The organism is Nocardia sp. NBC_00881 (assembly GCF_045207455.1).
Taxonomy (GTDB): Bacteria; Actinomycetota; Actinomycetes; order Mycobacteriales; family Mycobacteriaceae; genus Nocardia.
In genome coordinates, this window is sequence record NZ_CP108798.1 from 1,219,435 (window position 1) to 1,234,198 (window position 14,764).

The 14,764-nt window shown below is 65.8% G+C and carries 2 protein-coding genes and 1 pseudogene; all 3 read left to right on the forward strand.

From position 1 onward, the window contains the following. Positions 1–150: 150 nt before the first annotated feature. On the forward strand, positions 151–13,377 hold the full coding sequence (locus OH799_RS04990) for an amino acid adenylation domain-containing protein (protein WP_406276234.1): 13,227 nt from the start codon (positions 151–153) through the stop codon (positions 13,375–13,377). A gap of 118 nt (positions 13,378–13,495) precedes the next feature. After that, positions 13,496–13,732, forward strand: a pseudogene (locus OH799_RS04995) (Tn3 family transposase); the annotation flags it as partial. Positions 13,733–14,458: 726 nt separating this feature from the next. Continuing rightward, entirely contained in the window at positions 14,459–14,743 is a 285-nt protein-coding gene (locus tag OH799_RS05000; protein WP_406276236.1) for a hypothetical protein, read from the forward strand. Positions 14,744–14,764 lie beyond the last annotated feature (21 nt).

Below are 14,764 nucleotides of genomic sequence, written 5' to 3' on the forward strand. Positions count from 1 at the left end.
GACTGCCGCCGTGACCTGCGCTCGATCGCGTTTGCGGTTACCAGCGCTGGAAACCCGACACCGACCGCGAGACGGTAGCTTCTCCTTCGGGTTCGAAGTCTCTACCTCTTTGCTGGCGGATTGGTGAACAGTGTGATGGGCAATAGTCCGGTGAGTGTCGGCCAAGCGAAGAAACCAGTGCGGGCGCGGCCGGTTCGGGCGCGGCAGCAGACGGTGACCACGCTGCCGCGGCTGTTGGCTGCGGCGGTCGAGGCCAATCCTGACGGGACCGCCGTGTCACACGACGGGGTTGCGCTCAGTTATCGCGAGTTGGACGAGGTGTCGTCGCGGTTGGCGCGGGTACTGATAGAGCGCAATGTCGGCCCCGGGGACCTGGTCGTGGTGGCGATTGTGCCGTCGATCCAGTCGGTGTCGGCCATGTGGGCAGTGGCCAAAGCGGGTGCGGCTTTCATCACGGTTGACGCGACCGCTCCCGCGGAGCGCGTCGCTCATCTGCTGGTCGACGCGACCCCAGCGATCGGTATCACGACAGGCACGACCTTGCCCGACCGCGAATCGGGCGCGGGTCGGCACGTGCGCGGTTCGATCGAGTGGCTGGTTCTCGATGATCCGCAGTTCCGGCGTGAGCTCGTCCATCGGTCCGCCGAGTCGGTGTCATACGAGGACCGACTGCGCCCGATCCGGGCCGAGGACGTGGCATACGTGGCCTACACCTGGAGCGCGACCGACACAGTCGACGTCGTCATCCAGGTGACCCAAGCCGAGGTGGCGACGATCGGCGCACGGCGGACCATGTTCCATCTCCCGCCGTCGGAACCGATGAGCGATTTCCTGTCCGCGGTATCCGCGCGCACCACCTTCCTACACGCGCCGGGCGACAACGACTGTTCCCACGGGCCGCATCCCGGGGAAGAGACGCTGGTCGAGGTGTTCGATGGCGTGGTGGCGACCTACCCGGACGCGACCGCGGTCAAGTTCGGTGCCGAGACGTTGACCTACCGCGAGCTGGCCAGTCGCGTCAACAAATTGGCCCGCAAATTGGTGGCGCTGGGCGCAGGTCCGGAAACGCTGGTTGCGGTAGTGTTGCCTCGATCGCTGGACTTGGTCGTCGCATTGCTCGCGACCGTGCAGGCAGGCGGCGGGTATCTGCCGGTAGATCCGGCTTATCCAGCTGACCGGATCGCCTACCTGCTGTCGGACGCCGAGCCGGTCTGTGTGGTGACAACGGCCGGGACGGCGCTGCCCGCCGAAGCTCCCGTACTCGAGCTGGACTGGATCGATCTGTCCGATATCGACGATTCCCCGGTCACCGACCGGGACCGTCGGTCTCCGCTGCGGCCCGGAAATGTTGCGTATGTGATCTACACGTCCGGTTCGACCGGTCGTCCCAAAGGCATGCAGATCCCTCATCGCAATGTGGTGAGCTTGTTTGCGAACACTCGGTCGCTGTTCGCCTTCGATCACCGTGACGTGTGGACGATGTTCCATTCGTATGCGTTCGATTTCTCGGTCTGGGAGATGTGGGGTCCGCTGCTGTACGGCGGCACACTCGTCGTCGTCGACTACCTGACATCACGGTCACCCGAGCAGTTCCTGGAGCTGCTGCGCGGCGAGCAGGTGACCGTGCTCAATCAGACGCCCTCGGCGTTCTATCAACTGGCGGACGCGGACCGCGCAGCATCGGCGGATACCGAGCACACTCCGCTGTCTTTGCGCTACATCGTGTTCGGCGGGGAGGCACTGGAGTTCCGCAGACTCGGCGACTGGTTCGCCCGCGGTGCGTCTACCGCGAAATTGGTGAACATGTACGGCACCACCGAGACGACCGTGCATGCGACCCATTACTGGCTCTCGGCGGCGACCAGCAGCACGATCGGCACTGCCATCCCCGGTTTGCGGATCTCGGTGTTGGATGAGCGGTTACGTCCGGTTCCCGTGGGTGTCAAGGGCGAGATCTACATTGCCGGTGGGCAATTGGGGCGCGGCTATCTCGGCCGTGCGGGATTGACGTCCGGGCGTTTCGTGGCCGACCCGTTCGCCGCCGACGGCACTCGCCTGTACCGATCCGGTGACCTGGCGAGGTGGAGTCCCGCCGGCGATCTCGTTTACCTGGGCCGCGCGGACAGCCAGGTAAAGGTGCGAGGGTTCCGAATCGAGCTCGGTGAGATCGAAGCTGCCGTGCTTGCCGTGGAATCGGTGCGCCAGGCCGTCGTTGTCGTCCGTGAGGATACCCCCGGCGACCAGCGGATCGTGGCCTATCTCGTGGGCCGACCGGATGTTGCGGTGGTCCGCGAGGCGGTGGCGCGGGTGCTGCCCGCCCACATGGTGCCCACGGCATTCGTCGTGATCGATGCGATTCCACTGACCATGCATGGCAAATTGGATCGCCAGGCGTTACCCGCGCCGGTAGTCGCCACGGCGGTATTTCGCGCTCCGGCAAGCCCGATCGAGGTCACGGTCGCCGAGATTTTCGCTGACCTCTTCGGAGTAGACCGAGTCGGCCTGGACGATGATTTCTTCGCACTCGGCGGCAACTCGCTGCTGGCCACCCGGGCGGTGGCGCGGATCAAGGCGCGGATCGACGCCGAGTTCTCGGCTCGGGTGCTGTACGAGGTATCGACCGTGGCAGGGTTCTCAGGTCGGATTTCGCCCTTGGCCGGCCAGGGCGGCAGGCCGCCGCTGGTCCCGAGACCGCGGCCGGCGCGGATTCCCTTGTCGCTTGCCCAGCAACGCATGTGGGTCCTCAACCAGTTCGACACCGCGTCGGCGGCATACAACATTCCCTTCGTCCTGCGGTTGACCGGCGTCATCGATCCGGACGCGCTGCAGAAGGCGCTGCGCGACGTGGTCGAACGACACGAGCCGCTGCGGACGGTCTACCCCGACTCCGCGGATGGTCCGTTCCAGCGACTACTTTCACCGCAGACGGCACCGACGGTGGAGCCGCAGCCGACTACGGCCGCCGACATCCCGGCACGGATCCGGACAGCAGTTTCGGTCGGTTTCGATCTGACGTCGGATGCTCCGATGCGCGCCAGTCTGTTCCGGCTCGCGCCGCACGAGCATGTCCTGGTTCTGGTCGCGCATCACATCGCCTGCGACGGTGCGTCGCTGGCGCCGTTGGCTCGAGACTTCGCGGTTGCCTATCAAGCGCGTGTGGCCGGCGGTGTGCCGGGATGGCGGCCATTACCGGTCCAGTACGCGGACTACACGCTGTGGCAGCGCGAACTGCTCGGCAACGAGGCCGACGAGCAATCGTTGTCTGCGCGGCAGGCCGCATACTGGGTGCGTCAGCTCACCGGATCACCCGAGTTGCTTGCTCTCCCTTGGGATCGACCGCGACCGACGACACCCTCGGGGCGCGGAGGCATGGTGGAGTTCTCGGTCGACGCGAACGTCACCGACGGGCTGCGGCGGCTGGCCAGAGAGCACAGCGCGACATTGTTCATGGTGGTGCACACGGCATTGGCCGCCCTGTTGGCTCGACTGTCCGGCGATACCGACATCACAGTTGGCACACAGGTCGCCGGCCGCGGGGACGGCGCACTCGACGAGTTGGTCGGGATGTTCGGCAACACCCTGGTGCTGCGCGCCGAGGTGCGGCCGGACGACTCCTTCTCCCGGCTGCTCACCCGAGTCCGCGACACCGACCTGGCCGCTTACGATCACGTGGACCTGAGTATCGATCGGGTCGTCGAGCTGCTGCGGCCGGGACACTCGTTATCCTATGCTCCGTTGTTCCAGGTGCTGCTCATGCTGCAGAACTTTGCGCAGCCTCGGATCGAGCTGCCTGGACTCGGTATCACCCAGATGGCATTCGATACCGAAGTCGCCAAGGTGGATCTGACAGTCACGCTCACCGAGAAGACCGACGAAGACGGCGAGCCCATCCTGCTCGGCGAAATCGGCTACGCGCAGGACTTGTTCGACCACACCACTGCCGAATCGTTCGTACGCAGATTCATCGCGGTCCTCGAATCGGTAAGCGACGACGAGTTCGCACCGGTCGGTGATATCGCGATCCTGTCCGAATCCGAGAGCGCACTCCTCGGTGCGTCCCACACCATCGATGCACCCGTGCAGTCCGGCACGCTGCTGGACCTGTTCGACGCCCAGGTCACCAGAACGCCTGACGCCACGGCGCTGGTGTTCGACGACGACCAGTGGGCCTACCGGGAGTTCGATGCGCGGGTGAACCGGCTCGCGCGGTATCTCATCGCTGCCGGAGTCGGTCCGGAATCCCGGGTCGGCATCGCTGTTCGGCGTTCGATGCGGCAATTGGTCGCGGTCTACGCGGTCCTGCGAGCCGGCGGTGCGTACGTCCCGATCGATCCGGATCATCCCGCTGCGCGGATCGCCTATGTGTTGACGAGTAGCGCTCCCGTCCTCGTGCTCACCGTGCACGATGTGGAGTTGGACGGTGCACCGAAATGTCCAGTGGTGCGGTTGGACGCGCTCGACTTGACGGACATGAGTGCGGCGCCGATCTCCGACGGCGACCGGTCGGCGTCGTTGCGCCCGGACAACGCCGCATATGTCATCTACACTTCCGGATCAACCGGCCGTCCGAAAGGTGTTGTCATCAGCCACCGATCGGTGGTCAACCAAATGGCTTGGATGCGGGCGCATTACGAGCTGGGGCCCACCGACGCGATCCTGCACAAGACACCGTTCACGTTCGATGCCTCGGTGTGGGAGCTGTTCCTGCCATTGCAGATCGGCGCGCGACTCGTCGTCGCGCGGCATGACGGCCATCTCGATCCCGGCTATCTGATCGCACAGGCACGGACGCACAGAGTGAGCATCCTCGAGTTCGTGCCATCGATGCTGGCGCTGCTGCTCGCCGATCGCGCCGAACTTCCGCCGAGCCTGCGGTATCTGTCGATCGGGGGAGAGCGACTTTCGCCGACTATGCTCGAGCCCCTCCGGCACGACATCATCGTCGACAACACCTACGGTCCAACCGAAGCCACCGTGACGTCCACGGTGTTTCGATGCCGGCCACGCCACCTCGGTTCGGTCCCGATCGGTACGCCGGTCCCCAACACCGGTGCCTATGTGCTGGATTCACGACTGCACCTCGTTCCACCAGGCGTGCCCGGGGAACTCTACCTGTCCGGCCTACAGCTGGCACGAGCGTACCTCGGTGACAGCCCGGCCTCCGCGAGCCGATTCGTCGCCGACCCGTTCGGCGCGATAGGCACCCGGATGTACCGAACCGGCGATCTGGTCCGGAGATTGCCGGATGGGAACCTGGAGTTCCTCGGCCGCACGGATTTTCAGGTCAAGTTACGCGGGCTGCGCATCGAACTCGGCGAAATCGAAGCCACCCTCGCTGCGCATCCATCGGTAGACCACGCCGTCGTCGTCGTGCGGGACGGCCAGCATGTGGGTGACTTCCTGGCGTGCTACGTGGTTCCCGCCACGGGCGCCGCCATCGATCCGTCCGAGCTGGCCGATCATGCTGCGCGGTCGCTGCCGGCATACATGGTTCCGCAGCACATCATTCCGATGCCCAGCCTTCCGCTCACCGTGAGCGGCAAACTCGATCGTCGGGCGCTGCCCGCCGTCGACGTCCAGTTGTCGGCACCGGTCTACCAGGCGGCGTCCACCCCTGCCGAGTTGGTGATCAGCGCGGCCTTCGCGGAACTGCTCGGCGCCGAACGCGTCGGTCTGGACGACAACTTCTTCGACCTGGGCGGCAATTCGCTCGTCGGCATGCGGGTGTTGGCGCGGATCAACGCGGCACTGGGAACCGGCCTCGGCGTGCGTGAGCTGTTCGAAGCACCGACTGTGGCGGGGTTGGCCCGGCGTTCGGTCGATGCCAGAGCAGACGTGCGACCAGCATTGACCAAGCGGCCCCGGCCGTCTCGTATCCCGTTGTCACATGCGCAGCAGCGATACTGGTTACTCAACCAGTTCGACACCGATTCCGCCGTGGACAACATCTCCTTCGCGGTGCGGTTGTCCGGGGATCTGGACGTGACCGTCTTGCGGTCTGCGCTCACCGATGTCGTGCAGCGACACGAGAGCTTGCGGACCATGTACCCGGTCGACGGGGACGGACCACATCAGGTGGTGCTGGTGACGAGCCCGGCGGTGGCGGATCTCACCCCCGTGACCGCGGCCGACGACGAGGTCGACGACCTGGTGCGTGCGGTCGCGCTGCGCGGATTCGATGTCGCCGCCGAGGTGCCGGTGGATGTGCGGTTGTTCCGTACTCCGCACGACTACGTCTTGGTGTTCGTCGTCCACCACATCTGCGCCGACGGTTCGTCTACGGTTCCGCTCATCCGGGATCTCGCCACCGCATTCACCGCGCGGAGCAACGGGACGGCGCCGCCGTGGCGCCCGCTTACGGTGCAGTACGGCGACTACGCGCTGTGGCAGCGTGAACTGCTGGGCTCCGACGGCGACCAGGAATCGTTGGTGGCGCGGCAGATCGGTTACTGGACGACCGAGTTGGCGGGGTTGCCCGACCAGTTGGTGCTGCCCAGCGACCGGCCGCGCCCGCCCGCACAATCATTCCGCGGCGCCACGGTCCGGCTCACCCTCGCTCCGACAGTGCACCGCGCCTTGCTCGAGCTCGCCTCGGACAATGGCGTGACACTGTTCATGGTGATGCGCGCCGCCTTGGCGGTGCTGCTGTCGCGTCTGTCCGGAACCTCCGACATCGCCATCGGCACCCCTGTGGCAGGTCGTGGCGAAGCCGCCCTCGACGACCTGATCGGAATGTTCGTCAACACCTTGGTCCTGCGCACCCACGTCGACCTCGATGTGAGCTTCACCGAGTTGTTGACCCGCACCCGCGAGACCGACCTGCGTGCACTCGCACATTCCGACGTCCCATTCGAACGCGTGGTGGAAGCACTCAACCCGGTCCGGTCGGTCGCCCATAATCCATTGTTCCAGGTCGGTTTCGCTTTCCAGAACTTCTCTACCGCCGACCTCGAGCTGCCTGGCCTCGGCCTGCGCGCGCTGGAGATCGACACGCGGCTGGCGAAGACCGACTTGCATATCGAGGTACTGGACCAACGCGCGGCAAATAACACCCCTGGACCCATCGGGATCGCATTCGGCTATACGACAGACCTATTCGATGCGGGAACAGTACAGCAGTTTATCGACCGCTATGCTCGTATCCTGCAGTCGGTGCTCGATGATCCCGCGATTCCGGTCGGCGATATTTCGATCATCGACAACGCCGAGCAGGTTCGGCTGCTTGCCCTCTCCGCGGGCACGGATCGCCGCACACCTGAGGAAACACTTGTCGGGCTGTTCGATACGCAGGTGGCGGCAGCCCCGGATGCACTCGCGATCGTCTGCGGCGCAGTGCGGTTGTCTTACGCTCAGCTCGATGCCCGGGTGAATCGCCTGGCCCGCCATCTGATCGCGCTGGGCGTCGGCCCCGAATCGGTGGTCGCGTTGGCCATCCCCCGCTCCGTCGACCTGGTTGTGGCGATGTATGCCGTAACCAAGGCAGGTGGCGCGTATCTGCCGCTCGACCCAGACCAACCACTGGAACGACTCCAGCGCGTCCGCGATGCCGCTCGGCCGATCGTCGAGCTGACCGCGGCAGCCATGGCTGCCGTCGACTTGTCGGCGCACTCGACGGCGCGCGTCACCGATGACGACCGGCTCGCACCACTTCGGCCGGACAATACCGCCTACGTCCTCTTCACGTCCGGCTCGACGGGTCGGCCGAAGGCCGTCGCGCTCTCACACGGTGCGATTGTCAACCAACTGTTGTGGAAGACCGTGGAATTCGGCCTGGCTTCCGATGACCGGGTGTTGGTGAAGACGACAGCGACGTTCGACCTGTCGGTGTGGGAGTACTGGTGCGGGCCGGTATCAGGAGGTGCGCTGGTGCTCGCATCGGCCGACGGCCACCGCGAGCCGGCATACCTCAACGACCTGATCCGCACCGAGGGCGTCACCACTCTGCACGTGGTGCCTGCGATGCTGGACGCTCTCCTGGACGCAAGCAGCGGCACACTACCCGACCCGCTGCGGCGGGTACTCGCCATCGGAGAAGCGCTGCCGCGGGCGACCGCGACCCGGTTCCGCCAGAACAACTCCGCTCGGTTGTTCAATCTCTACGGTCCGACCGAAGCCGCGGTGTCGGCGACCGCGTACGCGGTAAGCGACAGTCGGCCTGGATCGGTGCCGATCGGTGCGCCGGTATGGAACACCCAGGCCCTGGTGCTCGATTCGAGATTGCATCCGGTACCACACGGCGTGCCGGGTGAGTTGTATCTGGCAGGTGCCCAACTGGCGCGCGGCTACCACCATCGCCCGGATCTGACCGCCGATCGGTTCGTCGCCAACCCGCTGGGCCCCGTCGGAAGCCGGATGTACCGCACCGGCGACCTGGTGATCCAGTGTGCAAGTGGCGAGCTGGAATACCTGGGCCGTAACGACTTCCAGGTCAAGTTGCGCGGCTTCCGCATCGAACCGGGTGAGATCGAGGCAGCACTCACCACGCACCCATCGGTGTCGAGGGCGATAGTGGTCCCACACAACGATCCGCTGATCGGAGATCGACTCGTCAGCTATGTCGTCCCCACCGGCCGCGAGCTGGACATCGAAGCGCTGCGCACGGCGGTCGCGGCAGTGCTGCCGTCGTACATGGTGCCTTCGGCATTCGTGTTTCTCGACGAGATTCCGATGAACACGAATGGAAAGGTAGACCGGAAAGCACTGCCGGAACCGGTATTCCAGGCCTGTGCGTTTCGGGCACCATCCTCTCCGATCGAGGAGATGGTGGCGCACTCCTTTGCCGAGGTGCTCGGCGTGCACCGGGTCGGGCTGGACGACGACTTCTTCGCGATCGGCGGCAATTCGCTGGTCGCGACCCAGGTCGCCGCGCGGCTAGGCGTCCTCCTGGACACCCGCGTGCCGGTAAGAACGCTGTTCGAGGCGCCGACCGTCGCGGAGCTGGCCGCGCGCGTCGCCCGGCTCGCAGGCGCCGGTGGACGACCAGCCCTAACGGCGCGGCCTCGACCGGAGCGGATTCCGCTATCCCTTGCCCAGCAACGGATGTGGTTTCTCAATCGCTTCGATCCGTGCTCCGCGGCCTACCACATTCCTATCGCGGTCCGGTTGTCCGGACAGCTCGATGTGTCGGCATTGCGATCGGCTGTCGTCGATGTCATCTCACGACACGAAGTATTGCGCACCGTCTATCCGGCAACGGAGGACGGTCCGGTGCAGGATATTGTGCCGACCGAACATGCCATGCCCGACACCGCCGTAACGACGGTGCCGGTGGACGAGCTCGCCGACCGCCTGTACGCGCTGGCAATCAGGCCCTTCGACGTGACATCGGCGGTCCCGGTGCGGGTCGGCTTGTTCGAACTCGGCCCGCGCGACCATGTGCTGGCGCTGGTGGTGCATCACATCGCCGCCGACGGTTCCTCGGTCCGGCCGCTGACCCGAGACGTGATGCGCGCGTATGCCGCACGAGCAGCAACTGGCGCAGCGCCCGACTGGTCTGCGCTGCCGGTACAGTACGCCGATTACGCGCTCTGGCAGCGCGCCGCGGTCGGCTCGGAGAACGATGGGGATTCGCCGGCGACCCAGCAGATATCGTACTGGCGTGCCGCACTCGCCGATCTGCCCGGCCAGCTGGACCTCCCATCCGACCGGCCACGCCCGGCGGTACAGTCGATGGCCGCCGACACCGTCCACTGGCAGATCGACGCCGACACCCACCAGGCACTGATCAGCCTTGCCCGGGAGCACGGTGCCACCCTGTTCATGGTGCTGCACTCCGCGTTTGCCGTGCTGCTGGCACGGATGTCACGCACCGACGACATTGTTATCGGGGTGCCGGTCGCCGGTCGTGCGGACCGGACGTTGGACGATCTGATCGGAATGTTCGTCAACACTCTGGTGATGCGCTCCCGAATCGACGAGAACGAGCCGTTCACCGCTCTGCTGGTGCGGCAGCGGGACACCGACCTTCAGGCATACGCCAACGCGGACATACCCTTCGAGCGGCTGGTCGAGGTTCTCGATCCACCCCGGTCCACGGCCCGGCACCCACTGTTCCAGGTGGGACTGGCATTTCAGAACATGGCGCGCACCGAACTCGAACTACCCGGATTGACAGTCACCGGTCTGCCGGTCGACATCGCGTCCTCTCAGTTCGACCTGGATCTGACAGTCGCGGATGGTTACGCCGACGACGGGACCCCCATGGGGATCGGGGGTGTGCTCACCTACGCGACAGATCTGTTCGACACGTCAACCGCACAGGAGTTCGCGAATCGGCTGGTGCGGATCTTGTCCGCCGTCGTGGCAGATCCTGGCGTGGCAGTCGGCGATATCGAGTTGCTCGACGAGAGCGAACGCAGCCAGGTGCTCGTCGAATGGAACGACACCGACCAGCCTGTTGTCGCGGGCGCAAGCGTGATGTCGGCGTTCGAGGAACGGGTGGTGCTCGATCCGGATGCCCCCGCTGTGGTGTTCGGCCAGGAATGCCTGACCTATGCGCAGCTCGATGCGCGGGCAAATCGTTTGGCACGGTGGCTGATCGGACAGGGGGTCGGCCCGAACGTACTGGTCGTCTCGGCCATGCGCCGATCCCTCGATCAAGTCACCGCCATGTACGCGATCGTCAAAGCGGGTGGGACATATGTGCCGCTCGACCCGGACCAACCCGATGAACGCCTCCGTCATGTGCTCGACTCGGCGGCCCCACTCTGTGTGCTGACGTCGACGCCGGACGAGTTCACCCTGGCGCCTGCCACCACAGTCGACACCCTGGATCTGTCGACGGTGTCGGCCGCGCCGATCGCCGATGACGAGCGGGTGCGCCCCCTGCGACCCGAACACGCCGCCTACGTGATCTACACCTCCGGGTCGACCGGCTTGCCGAAGGGGGTCGCAGTCAGCCACGCCGCCCTCGGCAACCAGCTCGCCTGGATGCGGGCCGAGTACCGTGTCGATGCCGCCGACGTGTACCTGCAGAAGACCGCTGCGACGTTCGACGTGTCGCTGTGGGGATATTTCCTGCCCTTGCAGACCGGCGCGCGGCTGATCTTGGCCGAACCGGACGGTCACCGTGATCCGGGGTATTTGTCCCGTCTGATCCGCGAGCACCAGGTCAGCATCACCGACTTCGTCCCGTCGTTGCTCGCCGTGTTCGCCGCGCACGCACCGGCGCGCGCAGTGGCGTCATTGCGTGCGGTTTTGGTCATCGGTGAGGCGTTGCCACTGGAGACGGTCCGTGCGTTCCACGCGGTCGCCGCCGCCGAGGTGCACAACCTCTACGGCCCGACCGAAGCGGCGGTGAGCATCACCCACCAGCAGGTCAGCGCGACCGACGACGCAGTGCTGATCGGCACACCCGAATGGAATTCGCAGGTCTTCGTGCTCGACAGCCGGTTGCGGCCGGTGCCCGCCGGCGTCACCGGTGAGCTGTACCTGGCAGGCGCCCAACTCGCCGACGGCTATCACCGGCGGCCGGATCTCACTGCGGACCGGTTCGTCGCAAACCCGCTGGGCGCACCTGGGGCCAGGATGTACCGCACCGGCGATCTGGTGCGGTGGACCCGTGCCGGGGCGCTCGATTACCTCGGGCGGGTTGATTTCCAGGTGAAGGTGCGCGGCCAACGCATCGAACTCGGCGAGATCGAGACCGCACTGCTGGCCGATCCCACCGTCGGTCAGGCGGTGGCGACGGTGGTCGCCGGGGCGACCGGGGATCAGCTGGTCGGCTATGTGGTGCCCGCGGGCGGCGCACACGTTGAGGCAGCGGGACTGCGTGAGTCGTTGACGCGGGTGCTGCCGTCGTACATGGTTCCGTCGACGGTGCTGGTACTCGACACGTTCCCGGTCAACTCCAGCGGGAAACTGGATCGTTCGGCGTTGCCTCAGCCGGTGTTCCGACCTCGCGACTTGCTCGCGCCCTCGACGCCCGTCGAGCACCTGATCGCCGAGGTGTTCACGGACGTCCTGGGAGTCCCCAGGGTCGGCGTCGAGGACAGTTTCTTCGAGCTCGGCGGCACGTCACTGCTCGCCTTCACCCTGCACCAGGCACTGGCCGCGCGACTCGACCGCGAGCTGCCGATATCGGCGCTGTTTGCCGCCCCCACCGTGCGGGGCCTCGCGGCGCGCGTCGCGGGCCAGGACGTTCCGGTCCACAGCCCCGCTATGATCGCCGCCGACGCCGTACTCGGGCTGGAGATCAGCGTCGCGGACCTCGCGCCCATGCACGCCGGGCCCGCGCGTGATGTGCTGCTGACCGGAGCGACCGGCTTTGTCGGCGCCTACCTGCTGCGGGAATTGGTAGACCGTACCGATGCCCAAGTGTGGTGTCTGGTCCGCGCGGACAGCGTCCGGCAGGGCCGCGACCGCATCCGAAGCGCACTGCAGGCCTACCGACTGTGGGACGACAATTTCGAGGCGCGAGTAGTGCCGGTGCCGGGTGATCTCGCCGAGCCGTCGTTCGGCCTGGCCGACGCCGACTTCACACGACTTGCCACCCGCATCGACGCGATCTACCACAACGGCGCCCGGGTCAGCCACGTCGAACCGTATTCACTGCTGCGGGCCCCAAACGTTCAGGGCACTCGCGAAGTGCTGCGTCTGGCGACTACGCAACGGCTCAAGCCTGTCCACTTCGTCTCCACCGCCGACACCGCGGTGCCCGCGGCGGTTGTTTCGGGGAGCATCATCAGCGAGACGACCCGCATCGACGTCGAGGAACTGCCCGCCCATGGATACGTCGCCAGCAAATGGGCTGCCGAACAACTGGTCCTCCAGGCGGCTGAGCGCGGCGTGCCCGCCCGTGTCTACCGGCCCGGCTTGGTTTCCGGCGACTTCCAGCTCGGTGTGAACAATGTCGACGACTCGTTCTGGAACATGATCCGGGCCGCCGCGATACTCGGCATGGCCCCGGATGTCGGGGACGCGACGATCGCGCTGGTTCCGGTGTCCTACGTGGCCGGCGCCATCGTGGCGATCTCGACCGAGCCCGTGACCGACCTCGTGTATCACTTGGTGAACGAAAAGCCGGTCGCGCTCCACGATATTTTCGAATGCCTGCGCAGGCGTGGACTACCCGTCGTGTCCGAAACTCTCGACACGGTCCAGCTCCGGCTCGCCGACGAAGCGAGAACGCGCAACGCGGCTGGTGACGATTCCTTGGTTCGCGCGGTCCTGCTCAGCGGCAATTACGCCGGAGGCACCGCCGACATCGTGCTGGACGACACCAACACGCGAAAGGCACTGGCCGAGAACGGCATCCGCTGCCCAGCAATCGAGGAGGCCGTGCTCGACACCTACATCGGTTCCTTCATCGCATCCGGATTTCTGCCTGAGCCGAACGGTGCTCCGCGCGCCGAGCCCGGCACTCCGACCAGCACTTGACAGGATGGCACTCGAATTGGGACGCTCCCGAGCGGTTCGACCCGGACCGTTTCGACCAGCGCGACAGTCGGAACGGTGATCCGGTGGGCTACTATCTGTTCGGCGCCGGAACCTTGTGCCGGACGGCCCGCGCGCCGAAGCGGAGGCTCGGTTCCCGCACGGGGGTCCGTTGTTCACGCGGCGTTGCAATCCGGATTTGATCGCCGAGCACTACGACGACCTACTCCGACTGGCCGGGTCGCTGAAGGTCGGGCACGCCACCGCGTCCCTGCTGGTAGGCAAGCTATCAGCCTCGGGTCGCCAGGATGCCCTGGCCGCGGCGCTGAAGGAGTGTGGGACTTTGTGCCGCACGGTCTAGGGGGTAGTGGTGCAGCCGAACGGAATCCGGCGCTTGCGCCGTGATACTCGGAGAGGTCGACCCGGTCTCGTCTCGTCTCGTCGGCGCCGTGCCCGTCGTCGCGGCGGCCGGTCCTGAGCAAGGCATAGGAAGATGCAGAAGTCGCACGGCCCTGCCCCCTTGGAGGGTGGACATGTGTGTTCGGATCGGTTGCGTCCGTGGCGCAGTGGCGACCGGCCGGTGACGTCGGCGGGTGGTCAGGTGCATTTGATTCAAGCTATTTCTGCCTCATCTATCTAATGTCTAACCTGCCTGTTCGGTCATCGTTGATTTGACCGAACACCATGGACGTCGGAGAGGTTGGTTGCATGACCAGAACTCGGTGTGGCCATCCATGGTCTGGGAGTGGGTCCTCAGCTGACGCGGCGGTTGGTGAGACCGAGAAACCGGCATCTGTCGAGTCAGTGCTGGCGCTGCGGTCACCGAGGTGATTCTTTTCATGGCAGGCGTTTGCGTGGCAGTTGAGGTTGCCGGCGCAGTGGCGATCGTGGGGACTTCTCCCGTACCGGATGTGTTGGCGGCTGAGCGGATGCTCGATTCTGCAAGGAGTCACTCCCCTAGGCCGACGGTGATCGTTGGTTCGTCGACTGATCGGATCGTGGCGCGTTGACCGGTTGCGACTTTTGCCATTATCGGTCGGCGAGGTCGGGACTGCCTCGACCGGGGGCGAGTTTCGAGCAGCAGATGCTGGCCGCGATCGAGCGGTTGGAAGACAGTGGCGGCTCGAACCATCGGATGCTGCGGCGCACGCTGCGCGCCAGGGCCGCGGTGAGCCTGTGGGAGGTCGAATGGATACGCCGGATGCGGGCGACCGGGACCGTCCTGCAGCCGCGAGTCAGTGTCGTCGACGGTTACGTCGTGGGCTACATCGCCCAGTGGCGGGACGCCCACAGCGCACGCGTCGGTCCTGCGATCACCGACCTCGAGGTCGGCGCAGGGCTGAGCTTGCCCGACCTTCGGGAAGGGTAGGCCTCGGACGCGCACGCGAGG

Excerpts from the sequence above, each read along its gene's own strand:
- OH799_RS05000 (WP_406276236.1), top strand. The coding sequence starts at position 14,459 with ATGCTGGCCGCGATCGAGCGGTTGGAAGACAGTGGCGGCTCGAACCAT.